The following is a 22229-nucleotide window of genomic DNA, read 5'->3' on the forward strand; positions in this document are numbered from 1 at the left end:
AAATTGTAGGTCAATTAATTTATAATTTTTTTATGATACCGGTGTCAAAAGCTAAAATTTGCGTTATCATCTGCATCTAAAATTATAAAAACAGCACTTTTTTTGCGTTTCTAGTTAAACTATTAACTGCATTTTTTTAGTGTTAATACGCCGTGTTTAGAGTTTTGTTTTTATAAAAGTAACTTTAAATCAATTGGTTGAAAAAATTAAGGGGTGTTTCCATGTCTAACCGAACGCAATTAGCAAGCTGGCAAGCACTAGAGAAAAGTGCAGCTAAGATGAAGCAAACTCATCTTAAAACGTTATTTGCACAAGATGACACACGCTTTTCTCAGTTTTCGACTCAAATACCTGGCGTATTATTCGACTACTCTAAGCAACTTATTGATAACGATGTTTTTGCTAACTTAATGTTGCTTGCTAAAGAATGCGATATTGCATCGTGGCGCGATAAAATGTTCAGTGGTGAAAAAATTAACATCACTGAAAATCGTTCAGTGTTACATACGGCGCTGCGTAATCGTGCTCATACGCCACTTTTTGTTGATGGTGAAGACGTAACACAAGCGGTAGATAACGAATTAGCTAAAATTAAAACATTTGTTGAAAAGGTACGAAGTGGTAACTGGGTAGGTTATACCGGTAAAACTGTAAAAGATGTTGTAAGTATTGGTGTTGGCGGCTCTAACCTTGGGCCACAAATGGCCACTGAAGCACTTAAAGCATTAGCTGACGATACACTAAATGTGCATTACGTATCTAATGCTGATGGCGTTCAAATTGCATCTGTTTTAAAAGCAATTGACCCTGAAACAACGTTATTCGTTATTTCCTCAAAAACATTTACGACATCAGAAACCATGACCAATGCAAAAACAGCCGTGGATTGGTTTTTAGAAACTGCGAGAAATGAAAGCGCAATTGCAAAACATTTTGTTGCAGTAAGTACAAACTTAGAAAAAACGGCAGCCTTTGGGATTAGCGACGAAAACGTATTCACTATGTGGGATTGGGTGGGCGGTCGCTTTTCACTCTGGAGTGCGATAGGCTTACCCATTGCGTTGTATTTAGGGTATGAGGCTTTTGAGGCGATTTTAGAAGGCGCGTTTGAAGTAGACGAGCATTTTAAAGCAGCAGAATTTGAGCAAAATATACCATTAATTATGGCGTTGCTTAGCGTATGGAATACTAGTTTTTTAGGTTATAAAGCACAGGCTATTTTACCTTACGATCAAGCACTTCATATGTTGCCAGCTTATTTACAGCAAGGTGAGATGGAAAGTAACGGTAAGCATGTTAATTTTGCCGGCGAAACTGTGCCTTACACCACAGTTCCTATTATTTGGGGCATGACGGGTATTAACGGTCAGCATGCGTTTTATCAGTGTTTACACCAAGGTAATGTAGTCGTACCTGCCGATTTTATTGCATCAGTTAAACCACAAGTTAATGTTGATAAGCATCATGATATTTTATTATCAAACTTCTTCGCACAAACAGAAGCAATGATGAGTGGTGTAGATGCAGCGCAAGTTACTGCTGATTTAACCGCTAAGGGTAAATCGCAAGCGCAAATAGATGAATTGTTAAATCATAAAATTCATCAGGGGAATCGTCCAACAACATCTATGCTATTGGATACAGTTGATGCTAAAGCAGTAGGGCGTTTAATTGCGCTGTATGAACACAAGATATTTTGCCAAGGCATTATTTTAGAAATATGTTCGTTTGATCAATGGGGTGTTGAACTTGGTAAAGGTCTAGCATCTAAAATTGAAAGTGAACTCACTGATGAAAGTGTTAAACACACGCACGATAGTTCTACAAACGGCTTAATGGCGTACTACAAGCAAAACCGTACGCAGTAAAAATTCGCTTACGCAAGTAAGTAAACCGAGTACCTTTGAACGGGTAGCGCTGGAGTGCTTAGGGTCTGTATTTTTGTGAGAGGAGATACAGAGCCCCTAAGGCTCATTTAATTAGCGCAGATGATAAAATAAAAATAAAACATCATTAACTAAGATCAATTCAGCAGGCTTTTTGAACATAAAGTCAACATCATCCAAGAAGTGGCATACCTTCGTGCCGTATGGCAGCGATGGGTATCCTAAACGTAGAGAGTAACGATGCTTAATCCTTTTGATATTATAATTTTTGGGGGCGGTGGTGATCTTGCGTTACGCAAATTATTACCTGCAATGTATCGAGCATATCAAGAAGGTAATTTACCTGAAGGCTCACGTATTTTGCCAACGGTACGCGAAGAAAGTAAAAAATCCGAGTACATAGAAACAGCACACAAGGCTTTACAAGAATTTTTAAGCAAGGGCGAGTTTAACGCTAAAGATTGGAAAGCATTTTCTACTTTTTTAGTACCCGTAGTAAGTAATGTTACAGAAGCAGACGACAACTGGGATGTGTTAAAAGGCATTTTAGATGAGCATGAAAGCACTAAGTCTCGCGTGTTTTATTTATCGCTTCCGCCTGCTGTTTACGGCACATGTTGTGAAATACTCTCTAGCAAAGGTTTAATTACACCTACATCACGTGTTGTTGTTGAAAAGCCTATTGGTTATTGTGGTGAATCTGCAGAAGCAATCAACTCTAAAATTGCAGAGTTTTTTGAAGAAGAACAAATCTTTCGTATTGATCACTACCTTGGTAAAGAAACAGTACAAAATTTAATGGCACTGCGCTTTTCAAACTCTTTGTTTGAAAATATGTGGGATGCTAAATCAATAGATAACATTCAAATTAGCTTATCAGAAACAGTGGGCCTTGAAAGCCGTGCTGGTTTTTACGATAAAGCTGGCGCACTGCGTGACATGGTTCAAAATCATTTATTACAACTACTGTGTTTAGTTGCAATGGAAGCGCCTAATAAATTAAATGCAAATAGTATTCGTAACGAAAAATTAAAAGTATTAGAAGCGCTTCGTCCACTTATTAATGGTGACGTCGATGAGCACACAGTACGTGGGCAATATGTACCAGGTGACTTAAATGGTAAAATTGTACCAGGCTATTTGGAAGAGCTAAATGAAGGTTCAAGTAAAACAGAAACCTTTGTGGCTATCCGTGCACATATAGATAACTGGCGTTGGGCAGGAGTGCCATTTTATCTTCGCACTGGTAAGCGAATGACGAAACGTTGTGCTGAGATTGTGGTTGAATATAAAAAAGTATCTCACAATATATATGAAGATAACGTAGGTAATATTGAACCAAACCGCCTGGTTATTCGTTTGCAGCCGGAGGAAACAATTCAATTAACGCTAATGTCAAAGCGCCTTGATAACCTTGAAATGCAGCTTGAACCAGTAACAATGAATATTGAGCTTTCACAAGCTTACAGCAATGGTTTTCACTCAGATGCGTACAAGCGTTTAATGCTTGATGCCGCTGCAAATAACCCATCATTATTTATTCACCGTGATGAAGTTCGTCAAGCGTGGAAATGGATTGATCCAATCATCGACCGCTGGCAAGAAAAAGGCAAACCGGCGCTTTACCGAGCTGGGAGCTGGGGTCCAGATGATGCTGATGAATTATTGGCTGAAAAAAATCATGTGTGGTTTAACACCGGTGAAAAGGCATAAATATGGCAACATTAGTTGAGAAGTTTTTTGATAATAAAGATGCGTTGACGAAAGAGCTTTCAGCAACGCTTGAGCAATCACTGCGTGATGGCATTGAAAACAACGGCCGTGCAGTACTTATGGTCTCAGGCGGCTCATCACCAGCACCGGCCTATAAGCACTTATCAACGCTTGATTTAGATTGGAAAAATGTTGATGTTGCCATGGTTGATGAACGCTGGGTAGACACTACACATGAAAAAAGTAATGAAGTGTTTATTAAAAATACACTATTACAAAACTATGGCAGTGCCGCTAATTTTATTACTATGAAGAACACTGCAGCAACGGCTCAACAGGGCGTACAAGAGTGTGAAGCGGCTTATAGCGAGCTAAAAAGCCCATATGATGTAACTATTTTAGGTATGGGCCCAGATGGCCACACTGCATCGTTATTCCCAAATGCAGAAGGTTTAGAGCATGGTTTAACAACCACACAATCAGTGTGTGCTATCAATGCAATACAAAGTGATGTGACAGGTAGTATTACCGAACGTATGACTTTAACGTTAAATGCCATTGCCCAGTCTAAAGTAGTTAAGCTTTTAATTAGTGGTGAAGAAAAACTGGCTGTTTATAAGCAAGCAAAAGCGGGAGGTGATGTTAATGACATGCCACTACGCGCTGTGCTTAATCACCCAAGTATCAATATTGAAGTATATTGGGCTCCTTAATTTAGGCAAAAATATAACGTTATAAGGCAGCTTTCGTAAGCTGCCTTTTTATTTGCTTAAATTTAAGTCTAAACACTCAAAAAAATAATTCTGAATTGTTAACCAATGTTAATGAATCTCTGTGTTTTGTATTAAAATCAACCATGAAGTGTGTTGTTTTTGAACAAATTTTATGTGTTTGAGTTGTATGTTTTTTAGCAACGCTTGGATTTAGTTAAATTTTATTTTTTCATGACGGTTGTCATAAAAGTTTCCCTTCCTTTTTTAGCTCAAAAGCATTAGCCTAAAGGTATTAACAATGAAACACATAAACTAAAAATAAACGGAGCAGTAACATGGCGGAGCAACAAGTACAGCCTTTACACAACGAAAAACATGCCAATACTAAAATTAAAAATGGCATCAACGTAGAATTTATGAAAACGCAACATTTAGTGCCAGTAGTTGCACATGAGTTTGCACGTGTAGCTAATGAATTTCCAATGTCTTTTGTTAAAAATAATGAAAGCGACACGTTTCAAGCTGTTGCTATGTTTGGTCTTGAGCCAGGCGAAAACTTATTTGTTGAAAATGGTAAATGGACCGCAGCATTTGCACCTATGGCAACGACTCGCTACCCATTAGGCCTAGTTAAACACCCAGAGCAAGATCAATTCGGTATAGTAATTGATGAAGCAAGCTCGCTTGTTGGTGAAGAGGAAGGTAATGCGTTATTTGAAAACGGCGAAGAAACTGATTACTTAAAACGTCGTAAAGAAGCGCTAGTATCGTTTATTGAATTTTCTCAAGTGACAGATGCATTTACTAAATTTCTTGCAGAGAAAGAGCTTTTAGTTGCGCAAACACTAACGGTTGACATTAAAGGCGAGAAAAAAGATATCAATGGTATCTACCTTATCGACGAGAAAAAGTTAAATGAGTTAAGCGATGCAGATTTCCTTGAACTTCGTAAACGCGGTTATTTAGCACCAATTTATTCTTTCTTAACGTCGACTCATCAAGTTGCACGTTTAGCGCGTTTAAAAGCTCAACAAGCTTAATTATACCAATTACATTAAATTAGTGATCTATTATAGCGATAAGAAAATAGCGCAATAACAAGGCTAAAATTATGATACATAGTTGTTCTATATAAATAATTTTCAACGTAGTTAGTGAGCTATTTAATACGTTAGAATGATCATGTTTTTAATAAAATTGGTATTACAAACACGTTAAATTTTAAAAAGCGCCTTAAGGCGCTTTTTTTGTACTATTAAACTCACTTTAGTTGAAATTAAGCTCGCAACCATTCACATTAGTTTATAAATTCCTCACACAAGAACTTATTATGAACACACCATTATTAGCCATTTTTGCGAGCAGCCTTTTTGCTTTAAGTCATAACGTATTAGCTGCAGAGACTCCATTTGCCATCGCGATTCATGGTGGTGCAGGAACAATTGAAAAAGCAAAATTTACGCCCGAGCAAGAAAAAGCGTATCGCGCTAAACTAACCGAGGCAGTTGAGGCGGGTTACAAGGTACTTGATCAAGGTGGCGAAAGTTTAGATGCGGTAACGACTGCAATTACGGTATTAGAGCAATCGACTTATTTTAATGCGGGACGTGGAGCGGTTTACACTTACGATGGTAGCCATGAACTTGATGCCTCTATTATGGATGGTCAAAACCGAGAAGCAGGCGCAGTTGCAGGTGTAAAACATGTTGAAAGCCCAATTAGTTTAGCGCGTTTAGTCATGGATAATTCTGTACATGTCATGCTCAGTGGGCAAGGCGCTGAAGAGTTTGCTAAAGAGCAAGGCGTTGAGCTTATCGAAAATAACTTATTTGATACCGAATTTCGTTACAAGGCACTTCTAAAAGCAAAACAAAAATTAGATAAAGCCAAAGCAACCAGCAAAGAGTACCAAGCTGCGCACAAAGCTTTACCTGACTCTTATAAAATGGGTACGGTTGGCGCAGTTGCGCTTGATAAAAACGGTAACTTAGCGGCAGGTACATCAACCGGAGGCATGACGGCAAAGCGTTATGGCCGTATCGGCGATGCCCCCGTAATTGGTGCCGGCACTTTTGCTGAAAATGCATCATGTGCTGTTTCAGCCACTGGGCATGGTGAGTATTTTATTCGTTATAACGTAGCTAGCGATATTTGTGCGCGTGTTAAATATCAAAATAAAACCATAGAACAAGCGGGCGATGAAGTCATTAACAAGGTGCTTGCCCCTATTGGTGGCACTGGAGGCGTTATTATTGTGGATACGAAAGGAAATATTAGTTTGCCATTTAATACCTCAGGCATGTATCGCGCGAGTAAATCAAATACACAAGCAACTTACGTGGGTATTTTTAACGATGAATAAGCATATATATCAGCAGTTATGCACTTTGTAGGATTAACCCAGAGCGTTTAGTTTGATACAATTAACGCTCTATTATTAAAATTTTATAAGGTATGCGGGTGGTTAACCTAGGTCAGTTGTTTGGCGAGCTAAAAACGTGCTTAAAAAAAGATCAATTTATTTTTAAAAAACGCTTACATGGTGTAAAAAAAATAACCGATGAAAACAAGCATGCCAACGCGCTTGAAAAAATAGCGGCTGATATTACCCGTAGCCAAGCACTGCGAGATAAACGCTTAGCAGGCCTCCCAAAAGTGACTTACCCTGAGCAATTGCCAGTAAGTCAAAAAAAGGAGATTATTAAAGACGCCATTGCAAATAACCAAGTGGTTATTATTGCAGGTGAGACGGGCTCAGGTAAAACGACTCAAATACCTAAAATGTGTTTAGAGCTTGGCCGTGGTGTTGATGGCTTAATTGGCCACACTCAACCACGACGATTAGCTGCGCGAACGGTGGCTAATCGTATTGCTGAAGAAATGAAATGTGAACTTGGTCAGCAAGTGGGTTTTAAAATTCGTTTTAGCGATCAGGTTTCTAATAATACCTACGTTAAACTAATGACTGACGGTATTTTACTGGCAGAGATTCAGCAAGACCGATTTTTAAATCAATACGACACCATCATTATAGATGAAGCGCATGAGCGTAGTTTAAACATCGACTTTATTTTAGGTTATTTAAAAAACTTACTTCCAAAACGCCCTGATTTAAAAATAATAATTACCTCTGCAACCATCGATCCTGAGCGCTTTTCAAAGCACTTTGATGATGCGCCAATTATAGAAGTATCGGGTCGAACTTTCCCTGTGGATGTACGCTACAATCCAATTACCGATATTAATAAAGATGATATGGAAGCCGAGGGCGATCAGCTACAAGGTATTTTTGATGCCGTTGATGAGCTATGCGCAGAAGGCCCCGGCGACATACTGATATTTTTAAATGGTGAGCGTGAAATACGCGATACTGCTGATGCACTTAGCAAGCGTAATTTAAAGCACACCGATGTATTGCCACTTTACTCGCGTTTATCGAACGCAGAGCAAAACCGTATATTTGCACCGCATTCCCGTCGTCATATTATTTTATCGACCAACGTGGCCGAAACATCACTCACTGTGCCAGGTATTCGTTATGTAATAGACCCAGGTACTGCGCGCATAAGCCGCTACAGTTATCGTACAAAAGTTCAGCGTTTACCAATAGAACCTATATCACAAGCAAGTGCTAATCAGCGTATGGGACGTTGTGGGCGTGTTGAAGCGGGTATTTGTATTCGCTTGTACGCTGAAGATGATTTTTTATCGCGCCCTGAGTTTACCGACCCTGAAATACTGCGCACTAATCTTGCGTCTGTTATTTTACAAATGTTGGCGCTAGGGCTTGGTGATATGGCGCAATTTCCGTTTGTGCAAGCGCCAGATAGCCGTAATATAAGTGATGGTTTATCGTTATTAGAAGAGCTACAAGCAGTAAAACCAGATAAACGTGATAACAAAACGAGTTTAACCGCTTCAGGTAGAGAGCTTAGCCGATTACCGGTTGACCCTCGTTTAGCTAAAATGGTGCTCACGGCTCATAAACTTGGTGCATTGCGTGAAGTGATTATTATTGTGGCAGCATTGTCTATCCAAGATCCACGTGAACGCCCACAAGAAAAACGTGCTGCTGCCAATGAAAAACATGGTCGTTTTGACGACCCAGATTCAGATTTCATTGCTTTTTTAAACTTATGGAATTACCTAGAAGAGCAGCAAAGCGAGCTAACTAACGGCCAATTTAGAAAGTTGTGTCAAAAAGATTTCCTAGCCTATATGCGCCTGCGTGAGTGGCAAGATATTGTTTATCAAATAAGTACTGTATGCAACGAAATGGGCATGAAGGCAACTAGCCAAGCGGCTGATGGCGAACTTGTTCACAAAGCGTTATTAAGTGGAATGCTAAGTCATATCGGTTTTAAAGATGAGAAACAAATATACAAAGGCGCACGCAATAGCCAGTTCCATATTTTTCCAGGTTCGGGCTTATTTAAAAAGAGTCCTAAATGGATAATGTCAGCGGAGCTGGTAGAGACTAGTAAATTATATGCTCGCACCAATGCAAAAATAGACATTAACTGGGTAGAACCATTAGCACAGCACTTAGTAAAACGCAGTTACACAGAGCCACACTGGGAGAAAAAGCCTGGTGCGGTAATTGCGTTTGAACAGCAAGCCTTGTACGGCCTGCTCGTTGTAAATAAACGCCGCTGTGTTTACAGCAATATTGACCCTAAAGTGAGTCGCGAGCTTTTTGTACGCACTGCTTTAGTTGAGCAAGAGCTGGGCTTAAACGAGGGCTTTTTAGCGTTTAACCGTGAGCTTATTGAAGATATTCAAGTACTGGAAAATAAGTCACGTCGTCGTGATATTTTAGTTGATGAGCAAACATTATTTGAATTTTACGATAAAAAAATACCAAAAGAGATTAATAATCGCGCTGCATTTTTAAAATGGTATAAAACGCAAAAGCAACAAAATAAACATTACCTACATATGACTCGTGAAGAGTTAATGCAGCATGGCGCAAGTAATATAACCGAGTTTGACTACCCTGACACATGGCAGCAAGACAATATTATATTACCGCTTGCTTATCATTTTGATCCAGGCCAAGCCGTTGATGGTGTTGCGGTACAAATACCGGTAGCGCTGCTAAATCAAGTACAAGAAAGTGGCTTTGATTGGCATATACCTGCCTTTAGGCATGAACTAATAAGTGGGCTAATAAAGTCATTGCCTAAATCGCTTCGTCGTAATTTTGTACCCGCGCCGAATTACGCTGATGCGGTACTTGCAGCCATTGAGCCAATGCAAGGGAGCTTAATTGATGCATTAACGACGCGTTTATTGAGAATGACCGGTGTAAAAGTTGATATAGAAGCATGGGATTTAACCGCGCTTGCACCGCATTTACGATTGCAGTTTGAAGTACGTGATGAGCACGATAAGTTACTTGCTCGTGGGCTTGATTTAGCCAAGCTTAAAGCACAGCTGCAAGGTGAAGTAACCGAAACACTGTCGAAAGTAGCCGATAAAGGCATTGAAAAATCAGACTTAACACAATGGGATTTTGGTGAGCTGCCAGCGTCATACGTTAAAAAGCAAGGTCAGTATGAGATAAAAGCATACCCTGCGCTGGTGGATAAAAAATCAGCCGCCGCAGTGGAACTTTTTGATAGTGAAGCAAAAGCGCAGCAAGCACATCAACAAGGTCTGCGCCGTTTAGTTTTACTCAATGTCCCATCGCCAATTAAGTACTTACAACAAAACTTACCGAATAAGGCAAAGCTGGGTTTGTATTTTAACCCATTTGGTAAAATCGCTGATTTAATTGATGACTGTATTGCCGCTGGTGTTGATAGTTTATTAGTAAAACACGGTGATATACGTGACGAAAAATCATTTGAAACAGTAAAAGAGCAAATACGCGGTGAGCTGGGTGATGCCGTTGTATCGATTGCAACGCAGGTTGAGCAAGTACTCAGTATTGCTCACGCGCTGCATAAAAAAATGAAAGGGCGCGTTGATTTAACCATGATAACCGCGCACGGCGATATAAAATCACAACTTGAGTCACTTATATTTAAAGGTTTTGTGAGCGGGCATGGCGCAGATAAAATAACAGATTTAATTCGTTATTTAAAAGCTATTCAAAAACGCTTGGAAAAATTACCTGTTGATCCTAATCGAGATAGATTATGTGTATTGGAACTGGATAAAGTTGCTCAAGAATACAAAAAATTAGTGAATAAAACGCCCAAAGGCATGCCAATACCACAAGACGTAACGGCAATTTTTTGGATGCAACAAGAGCTAAGAGTTTCTTTATTTGCTCAAACATTAGGAACCCCTTATCCAATATCGTCGAAGCGAATTTTAAATGCGATAAAAGAAATTGAATAAAGCTTGCATTTCGTATTAAGCTTAGTACCTTAATGGAAGGGTTTATTTTTGCTTTGAGAAGGAAACGACATAAACATGTCCTCATTGATTGAACCAAAAACACGAAATTTATTAGTTGTTGACGATGAGTATTTTAATTATGAGATACTTAAAGCTGCACTCGCGTCAAAATTTGATGTTAGCTATGCGGACTCTGGACAGAGCTGTTTAGCGTCAGCGATTGCGAATCCTCCAGATATAATTTTACTTGATGTATGTATGCCTGGCCTTGATGGCTACGATACGTGCAGAATGTTGAAGCATACGCCGGAGACAAAAAACATTCCGGTTGTTATGGTATCTGGCCTTGAATCTGAGCTGGAAAAAAAGGCTGGGTTTGATGCAGGATGTGATGCCTATGTAGTCAAACCATTTTCGATGAGCGTATTGCTCGAGCAAATTAATACAATTGTATAGAGGGAATTATGTTTACAGATGACAAACGAAACTTCAGACGTATGCAGGTAAATACAACTGCAAATTTAACCACGATAGAGCCTGTAGCTGGTTTGAATTACACGGCAGAATGCGTTGATTTAAGTGCAACAGGGTTATCACTGCATTTAGATGATTTGCTTGAGCCTGAAACTATTTTATCGGTTGATATCGCATCAACACACCCAAGTATTGCCCCTTTAAAAGCAACGGCAAAAGTAATACGTGCCAGCAAAGAAGATGATGGCACGGTAACCGCAGGGCTTGAGATAATAGAATTTAATTAATTAGCTACTTAGCTATTAATAGACCTTACAGATTAAACCTTTTAGGTAAAAACCTTCAGGGTAGCTGCCAGCAATGGGATGATCGGCTGCTTGATTTAGGCGTTCCATTATAAGTAGATCTTTACCTGCATCAAGCGCTGCATCAGCAACAACTTTTTGAAATAAATTTTGCTCCATTAAACCCGAGCAAGAGAACGTTAATAATGTGCCACCGGGTTTAAGTATTTGCATAGCAATCATGTTGATATCTTTATAACCACGGCACGCACCTGTTAGTTGTGCTTTATTATCAGCAAATTTTGGTGGATCCATTACGATGGTATCAAATTGTCTGCCTTCATCGCGGTATTGACGCAGTAACTTAAATACATCTTGCTTAACAAAATCAACTTTATTTAAGTCTAAGTTGTTATGCTCAACATTACGTTTAGCGGTATCTAACGCTGGTTGCGATACATCAACATTAGTAACATGCTCACACCCACCACGCAGGGCGTATAGTGAAAATGTCCCTGTATAACTAAAACAGTTAAGTACCGTTTTACCTTTTGAAAAACGCTCAAGTGCAGCGCGGCTATCACGTTGATCTAAGTAAAATCCGGTTTTATGACCTTCAATTATATCGACTTCAATTTTTAAACCGTTTTCTTCAATAAGTACAGGTTGTGTTGGCTCATTACCCCAAAGAACACCCTTAATTGGTTCCAAACCTTCTTTTGTACGTACTTCTACGTCTGAGCGCTCGTATATGCTAGAACCTGGAAAAATAGCCATTAACGCGCCAACAATCTCGCCCTTATGACGCTCGGCACCCGCACTTAGTAGCTGACAAACTAGTACATTATCAAATTTATCGATTGTAACGCCAGGTAAGTAATCAGACTCAGCTGCACATAATCTAAAGCCTGTTAATCCGCCTTCTTCAATGACTTGACTGCGTGCTTCTAATGAACGGCGTAAACGGCGTTCAAAAAAGTGTTGATCGATGATTTCTTTTTCGTCAAAGCTCCAAACACGTGCACGAATTTGTGAGTGAGGGCTATAAGCTGCAGTGGCTAAAAACTTACCTTCACTGTCGTGAATCGTTACTGTGTCGCCTAATCCAGGTTTACCTTTAATTTTTTTGATGGCTTTTGAAAATAACCAAGGGTGTTTTCTTTTTAATGATTTATCGCGACCAGCTTGTAGGTAAACGGCAGATGACATAAGGCTTCTCAGTAGTAATAAATAAGCGCTGTATTTTAGTCAAGCAGCGGGCAACATACAATGAATGTTTTGCAAGGGTGGCATAAAGCACGGTAAAGTACGTGTAATTTATCGATTAACTATCTTTTGGAACCTGAAAGTGCCTGACGCCGTTTTAAGCCCTGATTTAGAAATACTTAATTCACAATGTAGAGAGTTTATAACCTCTTTTGTGCACGCTGATGTAGCACACGACATTACGCATATAGAGCGAGTGGTGCGTGTTGCAATACAGCTGTGTGATGTAGAGCAGGCTAATATGTCAGTAGTGCTCCCTGCAGCGTGGATGCACGATTGTGTGGCGGTGGCTAAAAATCATCCTGATCGCGCAAACGCATCCACTATGGCTGCCGATAAGGCATTGGAATTTTTAAAATCGATTAATTATGACGAGTCACTTTTTGATGATATTCATCATGCTATTGCAGCGCATAGTTTTAGCGCAAATATAAAAATTAAAACAGTTGAGGCACAAATAGTACAAGATGCTGACAGAATGGATGCACTGGGTGCGATTGGAGTGAGTCGATGTATGAAAGTTGGCGGCTCAATTGGACGGTTATTGTATAACCCAGACGACCCTTTTTGTACTGAACGTGAAGCTGATGATAAAAAATATACACTCGATCATTTTTTTATAAAACTATTACATATTGCTGAAAGCATGAATACCCCATCGGCTAAAACAGAAGCGAATAGGCGTACAGCTTACATGCATGAGTTTTTAGAGCAATTAAAGTCAGAAATTGGTGAGTAACGTGAATAATAAAAATATGCCTAAATTATCTGGTATTGATCATTGCCATTTAAATGTTGAGAATCTATCAAATGCAATTAAATGGTATGAGCGCGTTTTAGGTTTTAGCATAGTTCCCGAACTTGCCTTTTGGGATGAGGACGGACGAGGCCCTTTAACACTTGAAGATGCAAATTTAACAACCCGCTTAGCACTTTTTGAAGGTGAGGGGCGTAGTAAAGGAATTGCATTTTTGGCTACAGGGGAGCAATTTATAGAGTGGCTTAACTACTTTGAAAACCTAAATATAAAAGCGGTTCTTGCTAATCATGGTGTAACGTTTTCAATGTATTTTAAAGATGAAAGTGGTAATAGCCATGAAATTACGTCACATGACTATCGGTATATAAAATCTTATTACCCAAATGTTGAGCTTGGCTCCCACAGTGCTAAAAAGAATTAGCTTTCTTGATTTGCATTTTTTATAGCAATAATATCGTCTAAGTTTTTTACAAATAGTTCGATTAGAGCGGGATCGAAATGAGCTCCTGCTTGCGCTTGCATATGTTGAACTGTTTTTTCTACACTCCATGCTTCTTTATAAGGACGTTTTGACGTAAGGGCATCAAAAACATCTGCAATGGCCACAATTCTTCCTTCAATGGATATATCTTCACCACGAGTACCATTTGGATAGCCAGAGCCATCCCATTTTTCATGGTGTTCAATTGCGAGTTTATGAGCTAGTTGTAATAGTGGGGAGGTTGAATTTGCTAAGATTTGTCCACCGATTAAAGCATGCTTTTTCATGTGCTCAAATTCTTCAATGGTAAGGCGCCCTGGTTTTAATAAAATAGCATCTGGAATGCCTATTTTACCAACATCATGCATAGGGGCCGCTTGGCGCAGCAGTTCAGCTTGTTGTTCTGGCATACCAAGGGCTAAGGCAAGGACCTTGCTATATTGACTCATACGAATAATATGCTCGCCAGTATCAGTGTCTTTATATTCAGCGGCCCGTCCCAAGCGTTGAACTAAATCAACATGTGCTTGTTTTAATTGTTCCGCTTGAACTAATGAGAGATGTGTTTTCACTCTCGCCCTGACAATAGCTGGGCTAATTGGTTTGGTGATATAGTCAACTGCGCCTAGCTCAAAGCCTTTAAACTCATCACTTTCATCATCTAATGCAGTGACAAAAATAATAGGAATATGAGACGTGCTAGCTTTGTTTTTTATTCGCTGGCAAACATCAAAGCCATTCATATCTGGCATCATAATGTCGAGTAAAATAAGTTGAGGTAGATCTTTTTCAAGTAAGGCCAGTGCGGCTTCACCTGATTTAGCAAATGACATGCGATATTGATTACCTAACACTTCTCGCATTACTTTCAAATTAGCTGGCTCATCGTCAACAATTAAAATACGAGGCCTATTGGCTGAAAAGTCCATTAATTAATACTCATTAGTGATAGTTTCTTTTGCAAAGCTTCTAGTTTTATTTGTGCAGCATCAAAGTCAAACTCATCAAATGCGGTGCTTATACTTTCTACTTCATCTGTAAATTGTGTATCCGAGTTGTGTATTAGTTGGTCAATGAGCTTGTCGTTAAGTTCTGCATTGAAAGCATATTTATGTAATACCTCACAAAGCGCTTTTAGTTCTGAAAAAGACAAAATACTACTGTTTTTTAAGCTATTTTTTGGGTGTTTACATACATTGTTTGCTAATAACTGAACTATTATATCTAGTTCTTCTTTTATGGCATTGAGTATATTGTTTATTTCAGTATTTTCGGCGTTCTCTAAATCTTTAAGCAACTTCATTAATGTTATAAGACCTAAGTTTCCTGCAACACCTTTCAATGTATGTATTAAACTTTTGGAATTGTTTATATCAGTCAACGGATTATTTATAAGCGCTGCAAATTTGTTACTATTTTCATTTGTAAATTTCGTAATTTCTGTGAGCTGTTTGCATTTTGAACCCCATAAGGTCAAACCTTTTTCAAAATCGATATGCTTGGCATCGGGATCGGTTTGCGCTATAACAAGTTCTTTGGCTAAACCCAGCCCAAGAACTTGAGCAATTTCTTGATTTAATTGATTTATATCAATTGGTTTATTAGTAAAGCCATTCATTCCAGATTTTTTAGCGGTTAATTTATCTTGCTGCAATACGCTGGCTGTTAAGGCTATGATGGGAGTATATTTTAATTGTCTTTGTTTTTCTATTTCACGTATTTTGAGTGTTGCTTCAATACCATCGCATTCAGGCATGTGAATATCCATTAAAATCACATCAAAGTCTTGTTGCTCAAACATACTTATTGCTTCAAATCCATTACTTGCTTTGATTACGGTATGTTGATCTCGCGAAAGTAATAGTGAAAGAAGCTCTCTGTTTTGCTCAATATCATCAACAGCAAGTATTCTAAGTGAGGGGAGCTGAGTATGTAATCCATCAAAGTAATCTATTTTTGTTTCGTCACCGACTTCAAGCGGTAATGAAAAATAAAAACATGTGCCTTTACCCACCTCACTTATGAGATCTATAGTGCCTCCCATTAGTTCAACAAGCTGTTTACTAATAGTAGTTCCAAGTCCTGTACCACCAAACCGTCGGGTTGTTGTCCCATCTGCTTGTTCAAAGGGCTGAAATATGGCTTGTCTGCGATCTTCTACAATACCAATACCAGTATCTTGCACTTCAAAAAAAAGATGTCCATTTTGTGTTGTACTTATAGTGACAGTAACAGCCCCACGTTGTGTAAACTTTATAGCATTCCCTATGAGGTTAGTAAGTATCTGTCTGAGTCGATCAGCGTCTCCGCAGTAAGTTGTCCTTACTGACTCTTTAATATTAAGTGTTAAACTTAAATTTTTCTTTTTCGCTTCTAACCAAAAAGTAGAAATAATACTATCTATAACAGGTTTCAAATTAAAATGAATAGGCTCTATTGCAAGCTTTCCACGCTCTAATTTTGCAGAATCAAGAACTTCATTGAGTAAGCGTAATAATGAACGAGCAGCATTGTTAACAGTAATGAGATATTTTTGTTGTTCTTGATCAAGTGGGGTATCCATGAGTAAGTCACTAAAACCAATAATTGAGTTCATGGGAGTTCGTATTTCATGGCTCATATTAGCCATGAAAGATTGTTTAGCGTTAGCGGCTTCTTCTGCTTGAAGTTTCGCAGTTTCAAGCGTTTTCTCGTATTCTTTTCGCTCTGTTATATCAACTAGTACACCGTCAATCCATTGCGGATTTCCATGCTTATCAAAATCAAAAGTCCCTTTATCAAGTAGCCATAGCATTTTTCCATTGCGGTGACGGATCCGATATTCAATAGAGTACTGGCGCTTTTGTGCAATGGCATTATTTATAGCATCAAGAATAGCAGGCTGATCGGTTTTCAAGACAAGGTCATTAAATTCAATACAATGCTCGATAAATTCTTTTGATTGGTATCCCGTTAATTCAAGAACACTCGGGCTAATAAATAGCATTGTCCAATTTTCATCAAATTTACATCTAAATACAACGCCTGGCATATTATTCATTAAAGAGCGATATTGTTGTTCTTTTTCTACTAGATTTCGTTGCAACTCTCGTTGCTCGGTTAAATCAGTAATAAAGCCTACATACAGAGGATTTTGGCCAGGTTGATTAACTTCGCCAATGCCTAATCGAATCGGAAATAAGTATCCGTCTTTATGTTTAGCGAATATTTCGCGATTGACACCGATAACTTTCCCTAAATCAACATTTTTAGCTTTTGACAGGTAATTATCGTGATTTGCTGCAATGCTATCATCCATGAGCATTTTAACATTGTGATCCCGCACTTCACTTTCGCACCAGCCAAATATTTTTGTTGCGGAGTTATTAAAACTTAAAATAATACCTTTGTGATCAATGGTTACAATTCCATCAATCGCAGTGCCTAAAATTGCATTAAGGCGCGATTCGTCCGCTGATTTAGCTTCTAGTAACATTCTGTAGCGCACCATGCCATTAAGTACTGCAACCACACTCGTAATAGCTATTGTTGCAGTTGCTACTGCAATAGCGATAAATGTTAAGCCAGCAGTGGCATTCGCATCTTCATATAAAATAGGGGATGTAGCAACAAACCGTGTTGCGGCCATGCCCATATAGTGCATACCAGCGACGGCTAAACCTAAAATCACAGCGCTTATTAGTCGGCTTTGAAAGGGGGTTAATTTAGGAAAAAATATTTCAAGATTAAAGCGACTATACAAGGCGAAAAATGAAAGTGCGATAGCAATAATAATAGATAAGCCAAATATTATAGGATCGTAGCGTAATAACGGTGCAAGTTGCATAGCAGCCATGCCACTGTAATGCATAGTGCCAATACCAGCACCAAGTAAAATCGAACAAGTAGCCAGTATTTTTAAATTTCCATCACTATTTACCAGCATAGCCACAGCATACTGACAGGCCAAAAATGCAGGTATAAATGACAATAATGTAATCATGGGATCATATTGAATATTAGTGCAGAGTGAAAAAGCGAGCATACCAATAAAATGCATACTCCAAATACCAACAGAAAAAACAGTGGCTGCGGTGACATTGGCTAAACGCTGGTAGCTTGGAAATTTAGTACTTTTTGCTAAATCAATGAGTCTAGTGGTAAAAAATGCGGAAAATATAGCGATTAGGACAGACATTGAGACTAAAATAGGATCGTAAACCCCATTTAAAATTAAACTAGGATCTTGGTCCGTAATGAAAAAAGCTGACAGCATAATAACTCACAATGTAATATCACTATTTTAGTTTAATATAATTAAGCAATTAATAAACAGTTAATTTACTGCGGTTAATAAAGCACTATTTCATAACGACTGAATGCGGGAGTACTTTAACTAATAAAGCTAATTTTTTTAATTAAGATGATGCTAATATATTACCTAGATGGGTAAATAATATTTATATTTGAGAAATTGAAGTGTTTGAATATCAGCTAAAAAAAAGCGCACGAAGAAAAACCGTTGCGATTAAAGTTCATAACCAACAGGTAACTGTATATGCACCTAGCTATATTGCAAAAAAGCAAATAGATAGCTGGCTTTTAGAAAAAAAGACATGGGTTGATGCGCAATTGCTTAAGCAACTCACTGTTGTTGACTGCAAGCAATACCCCTTTGAAACTAAAAAAATATGTATTTATTCTGAGCAAGTAAATGTGCAGTTTGAGCAAGGTCACTACTCTGGTGTAAAACCACAACTAGCTGGCTTGTTAATTACGGTATCTAAACGTGTTAAACATCAACAATTAAAGTATCAAAAATTATTAGAAGAGTATTTAAAAGAGCAGCTAACAGCTTATATAGAAATGCGACTTACGTATTTTTGTACACAAATGAACGAGGCTTTACCACGCAATTTGAATATTGCGATTTATAAAAGAAAGTGGGGGAGCTGTAACTGCAAACGTGATTTGACCTTTAATCTACACCTTATTGGTGCACCACAGCACATAATTGATTATGTAATAGTTCATGAGTTAGCACATCTGCGTCATTTAAACCACAGTAAAGCATTTTGGCAGCGAGTTGAAATGTTTTACCCTGATCATAAATCAGCATCACAATGGTTAAAAATTAATGGAATGAGCTTACAATGGGTGTTTTAGATTTTATTGCTTACTAGGGAAGATTAAAAGTGGTGGAGGGAGCTGGATTCGAACCAGCGAAGGCTGAGCCGTCAGATTTACAGTCTGATCCCTTTGGCCGCTCGGGAACCCCTCCACACTAATTTTGTTACATTTGGCCCCACTTAACTTAGCGGTAAGAAAAGTGGTGGAGGGAGCTGGATTCGAACCAGCGAAGGCTGAGCCGTCAGATTTACAGTCTGATCCCTTTGGCCGCTCGGGAACCCCTCCAATGCAACGGCGCTGATAATAGCAAAATATGTATTTAAGTAAAGAAAAAAACTAAAGAAAAATAAAAAAAAGCCGATAAATATCTATAACCTACAACAATCGGCTAAAGACTATGCAAATCGATGGTTTGTTGATCACAGAGAACCAATTAAGCACACGGCTTAACAAAAGTGTGCACGAACAGCGAAGAGGAGAGTTTTCTCTTTTGCTCGCAATGTTATCGCATGACGCACTTGATTTTAGCCAATTTCACTTACCAAAAACAGAACTCGAAGACGCAATTATTACCGATGATGCGCTTCGCAAACAATTGGGTGTGGGTCCTAAGCAGCTTTTAGCGCCAGATAAGTTTGATATGTTGATTGGTCAACATAACGCTTCACTATTGATCAGTACTGGAGAACGCTCTGGAATGAACGATATTAAATTGAATCATTGTTTGAATCCAGAGCCCCTCTTTATAAGAGATGATGTGACGCATATTCCGTTGAATATCATTGATAATTGTGAGCTTGCTGTGCGTAGACGTATAAAAAACACAGAAACGCAACTTTCTAATCCAGCGATGGACGCTGCTGCTTTTTACGATCTCCTTAATAACGATGCTTTACATGAGCCTTTACACTTAGTTACTGCTTGAGAAAATATCTAATAGCAAGCAAGCGTGTTATTTATGTGATTCAGGGACAAATGCATATTGTAATTTAACCTAGAAAATTAACTCTTACTTACCGATTGATTTACCTTCTTACAGCTTTAAAAGTTAGGTATATCGAGTAACCCTATATGTTGTTTTTTGTGTTTTCGCATCACTATTACTGATTAATTTAATGATATTGGCTAATAATTGATTTAGTGCAAAAAAAGCATCCAAAAGTTAATTGCAATTGCTATAATGATCGCAAATGGTATGACATGAAATGCCGCTATCATTAAACCAAGGTAATTAGGAACGTAATGAAGAAAACATTCACGCTGAATCACGAGAAAATCAAATACCCTCGTATGGTTGATGCTGCAAAGCATGAAGTGAAAAAATATTTGAAACGAGAGCGCAATAAAACACTACCTGAAGATGCAGATTATTGGGCATTTGACTGTAAGTTTGGTAACACAGCTGAAGATGCGCAAGTTGTGCACGTAGCTGAATTAAGTAACCAAATTGGTGAAATTGAAAAGCAGGGTTTGACCTCTTTCTATGTAGAGGTTTTAGCACGACCAGCTCAGCGTCAACAGTTAGACTTAGATGATGACGAATAATATTTAGTCAGTATTCGAAATTATAAAATGGGCCCAAGTGGCTCATTTTTTGTTTTACGCTATAAATATTAGGTGTGGAGCGTTTATTGGTTGTTAACTAAAACAGAGGAGGCATGTTTAAATAATACCAATCCGCAATAATACTTAATCAATTTGAGGGATTAAATCTGACGCTAACTTCGTTAAAAATTTCTGATGATATAGAACAACTAAATAACAAATTTTTTGCCTTGTTATCGACATGATTTCCTTCCCTCAAAATAGATCACTTTATTAAGCGAATCGGTATAAGCAAGTTTGGTGCGCTGGTAAATGTAGCGTTTAAGCTCTAACTACATACTGCAATAATTGACATAAACATAAACATAAACATAAATAAGGTAGCTACAAGAGTAGAGGAGGGCTTAAGTGTATTTATATCAATAAAGGACTGTTTATAATCAACAATCCTTACTTATGTAAATGGTTAAATAAAATTATATATTACACACTGTGGCATTTTTTGTACTTCTTATTACTACCACATGGGCAATCATCATTTCTACCCACCTTAATATCCGTAACTGGAAATATAGTGCCATCTAAATAACGCCATTGAGCATTTTCTTTAATGAATTGCGATTTTTCGTGAAGTTCACAAAACAGACTTTGGTAAAAGTACTGAGCTTTAAATTCTACTTCGCCTTTATCTTCGTCATGGTGTGCGCTAATGACATCAAGATTTATAAATCGACAGCTGTTAGCAAAATCTTTTATTTCTTTAACAGGATTTTCAGCTTGTTTTTCACTTGCATAGGTTTGGTAAACATATTTTGCATTTTTAAGTACATAAGCCGTATAACGCGAACGCATTAGTTGTTCAGGAGTCTGAGCTTGTTGTTTTGCTAAATGAAGAGGTTCGCAGCAGTCTGCATATTCTTGCTGGCTGCCACATAAACAGCTTATAGAGTTCAGTGAGTTCATAGTTGTTCTACACAGTATAAAAGCGTTAGTTTAACAAGCTTGTTGGCTATGGGGTATCTTTGTAATTTGAATATTATTTGTAAAACAGTAAAGTTTTGTTCGTGTTTTACTCAAATCTAAAGATAAGCTATTAAGTAACTGGTTATTTACTATGTCTGTCCATGTAATTACTGCTGAAAAATTACCGTTATGTAACGCCGAATTTAATACATACTCTAAATTGACTAGGTGCTTTTGTCTAATAACAAGTAATTTACTTGTATCAATAGAGCATGAATCAAGTAATGCTTTACTAGGTACGTTATCCGGTGCGATTAATAATGTCCAAGCGTTTAGATTATTGTACTGATGTAGCACCTTTAATAACTCAAATGTCGCAGATATCTCATCTTCAATCTGAATTAAATTAACACAATCACTTTTATCGTCTTGCTGGTAGCTTTTAACTGTTCTAATTGTAATAGGCTGTAACATCTTAATTATCTCACTGGGTTTATATACAGTATTTATATACAGTAGTTTATACAGTGCTTTTGCGCAAGTATTATTTGCTATTTATTTGTACAGTTATTCTTTTTTAAATATTCAATTAGATTTAATTTTTAAGTAGGTCTTTGATAATTAATGTTTTTATATTTTATACCACTTCTGGCTTAAATTTTAATTATAGAGTGCTATTGCTACTAT

18 protein-coding genes and 2 tRNA genes are annotated in these 22229 nt (G+C 38.0%); 13 read left to right on the forward strand and 7 right to left on the reverse strand.

Annotation, left to right across the window (positions count from 1 at the left end; translation table 11 throughout):
• The first annotated feature begins 221 nt into the window (after nucleotides 1–221).
• The 8 genes from pgi to ACJJVZ_RS09625 all read left to right on the forward strand — a co-directional run bounded on the left by pgi (nucleotide 222) and on the right by ACJJVZ_RS09625 (nucleotide 11421).
• Nucleotides 222–1868: a glucose-6-phosphate isomerase gene (pgi, locus tag ACJJVZ_RS09590; protein ID WP_405600010.1), complete on the forward strand. Its 1647-nt coding sequence runs from the start codon at nucleotides 222–224 to the stop codon at nucleotides 1866–1868.
• Between the two features lie 258 nt (nucleotides 1869–2126).
• Nucleotides 2127–3599, forward strand: coding sequence for a glucose-6-phosphate dehydrogenase (gene zwf, locus ACJJVZ_RS09595; protein WP_138584989.1), 1473 nt, complete (start codon nucleotides 2127–2129; stop codon nucleotides 3597–3599).
• A 2-nt stretch (nucleotides 3600–3601) separates the two neighbouring features.
• Complete coding sequence (gene pgl, locus ACJJVZ_RS09600; protein ID WP_405600012.1) at nucleotides 3602–4312, forward strand: 6-phosphogluconolactonase; 711 nt, start codon at nucleotides 3602–3604, stop codon at nucleotides 4310–4312.
• Nucleotides 4313–4647: 335 nt separating this feature from the next.
• Nucleotides 4648–5352 (forward strand): SapC family protein, encoded by a 705-nt coding sequence (locus ACJJVZ_RS09605; RefSeq protein ID WP_138584987.1) that lies wholly within the window; start codon nucleotides 4648–4650, stop codon nucleotides 5350–5352.
• A 290-nt stretch (nucleotides 5353–5642) separates the two neighbouring features.
• Complete coding sequence (locus ACJJVZ_RS09610) at nucleotides 5643–6674, forward strand: isoaspartyl peptidase/L-asparaginase family protein (RefSeq protein WP_405600014.1); 1032 nt, start codon at nucleotides 5643–5645, stop codon at nucleotides 6672–6674.
• A gap of 98 nt (nucleotides 6675–6772) precedes the next feature.
• Nucleotides 6773–10660 (forward strand): ATP-dependent RNA helicase HrpA, encoded by a 3888-nt coding sequence (gene hrpA, locus ACJJVZ_RS09615; protein WP_405600016.1) that lies wholly within the window; start codon nucleotides 6773–6775, stop codon nucleotides 10658–10660.
• A gap of 75 nt (nucleotides 10661–10735) precedes the next feature.
• The gene (locus ACJJVZ_RS09620; RefSeq protein WP_077537628.1) at nucleotides 10736–11116 is read left to right on the forward strand and encodes a PleD family two-component system response regulator; all 381 of its coding nucleotides are present in this window, start codon (nucleotides 10736–10738) and stop codon (nucleotides 11114–11116) included.
• 8 nt (nucleotides 11117–11124) lie between these two features.
• On the forward strand, nucleotides 11125–11421 hold the full coding sequence (locus tag ACJJVZ_RS09625; RefSeq protein ID WP_077537629.1) for a PilZ domain-containing protein: 297 nt from the start codon (nucleotides 11125–11127) through the stop codon (nucleotides 11419–11421).
• A 15-nt stretch (nucleotides 11422–11436) separates the two neighbouring features.
• On the opposite strand, the gene ACJJVZ_RS09630 is transcribed toward ACJJVZ_RS09625, so the two are convergent.
• On the reverse strand, nucleotides 11437–12627 hold the full coding sequence (locus ACJJVZ_RS09630) for a class I SAM-dependent methyltransferase (protein WP_405600019.1): 1191 nt from the start codon (nucleotides 12625–12627) through the stop codon (nucleotides 11437–11439).
• A gap of 64 nt (nucleotides 12628–12691) precedes the next feature.
• Between ACJJVZ_RS09630 and ACJJVZ_RS09635 the strand changes: the two genes are divergently transcribed.
• Nucleotides 12692–13423 carry an HD domain-containing protein gene (locus ACJJVZ_RS09635; protein WP_405600021.1) on the forward strand — a complete coding sequence of 244 codons (732 nt, stop codon included), beginning with the start codon at nucleotides 12692–12694 and terminating at the stop codon, nucleotides 13421–13423.
• A gap of 1 nt (nucleotide 13424) precedes the next feature.
• Nucleotides 13425–13865, forward strand: coding sequence for a VOC family protein (locus ACJJVZ_RS09640; RefSeq protein WP_405600023.1), 441 nt, complete (start codon nucleotides 13425–13427; stop codon nucleotides 13863–13865).
• Here ACJJVZ_RS09640 and ACJJVZ_RS09645 read toward each other — a convergent pair.
• Together ACJJVZ_RS09645 and ACJJVZ_RS09650 are read right to left on the reverse strand one after the other, a co-directional pair.
• Entirely contained in the window at nucleotides 13862–14854 is a 993-nt protein-coding gene (locus ACJJVZ_RS09645) for a two-component system response regulator (RefSeq protein WP_405600025.1), read from the reverse strand. The genes ACJJVZ_RS09640 and ACJJVZ_RS09645 overlap by 4 nt on opposite strands.
• Nucleotides 14854–18180: an MHYT domain-containing protein gene (locus ACJJVZ_RS09650; protein WP_405600027.1), complete on the reverse strand. Its 3327-nt coding sequence runs from the start codon at nucleotides 18178–18180 to the stop codon at nucleotides 14854–14856. The genes ACJJVZ_RS09645 and ACJJVZ_RS09650 overlap by 1 nt, the downstream gene beginning before the upstream one ends.
• A gap of 203 nt (nucleotides 18181–18383) precedes the next feature.
• On the opposite strand from ACJJVZ_RS09650, the gene ACJJVZ_RS09655 reads away from it, so the two are divergent.
• Nucleotides 18384–19070, forward strand: coding sequence for a M48 family metallopeptidase (locus tag ACJJVZ_RS09655; RefSeq protein WP_405600030.1), 687 nt, complete (start codon nucleotides 18384–18386; stop codon nucleotides 19068–19070).
• Nucleotides 19071–19100: 30 nt separating this feature from the next.
• Here ACJJVZ_RS09655 and ACJJVZ_RS09660 read toward each other — a convergent pair.
• A tRNA-Tyr gene (locus ACJJVZ_RS09660) sits at nucleotides 19101–19185 on the reverse strand.
• Between the two features lie 49 nt (nucleotides 19186–19234).
• Nucleotides 19235–19319: transfer RNA gene (locus tag ACJJVZ_RS09665), tRNA-Tyr, on the reverse strand.
• A 112-nt stretch (nucleotides 19320–19431) separates the two neighbouring features.
• Between ACJJVZ_RS09665 and ACJJVZ_RS09670 the strand changes: the two genes are divergently transcribed.
• Together ACJJVZ_RS09670 and ACJJVZ_RS09675 are read left to right on the forward strand one after the other, a co-directional pair.
• Nucleotides 19432–19959 (forward strand): VC2046/SO_2500 family protein, encoded by a 528-nt coding sequence (locus tag ACJJVZ_RS09670; protein WP_405600032.1) that lies wholly within the window; start codon nucleotides 19432–19434, stop codon nucleotides 19957–19959.
• A 317-nt stretch (nucleotides 19960–20276) separates the two neighbouring features.
• Nucleotides 20277–20579: a DUF6172 family protein gene (locus ACJJVZ_RS09675; RefSeq protein WP_405600034.1), complete on the forward strand. Its 303-nt coding sequence runs from the start codon at nucleotides 20277–20279 to the stop codon at nucleotides 20577–20579.
• A 483-nt stretch (nucleotides 20580–21062) separates the two neighbouring features.
• Here the strand turns inward: ACJJVZ_RS09675 and ACJJVZ_RS09680 are convergent, their stop codons facing one another.
• Together ACJJVZ_RS09680 and ACJJVZ_RS09685 are read right to left on the reverse strand one after the other, a co-directional pair.
• Nucleotides 21063–21542, reverse strand: coding sequence for a YchJ family protein (locus tag ACJJVZ_RS09680; protein WP_405600037.1), 480 nt, complete (start codon nucleotides 21540–21542; stop codon nucleotides 21063–21065).
• Nucleotides 21543–21572: 30 nt separating this feature from the next.
• Nucleotides 21573–22016, reverse strand: coding sequence for a SulA-like leucine-rich domain-containing protein (locus tag ACJJVZ_RS09685; protein WP_077537637.1), 444 nt, complete (start codon nucleotides 22014–22016; stop codon nucleotides 21573–21575).
• Nucleotides 22017–22229 lie beyond the last annotated feature (213 nt).

Source organism: Pseudoalteromonas sp. Ld19, from assembly GCF_045064135.1.
In the GTDB taxonomy this organism is placed as follows: domain Bacteria; phylum Pseudomonadota; class Gammaproteobacteria; order Enterobacterales; family Alteromonadaceae; genus Pseudoalteromonas; species Pseudoalteromonas aliena.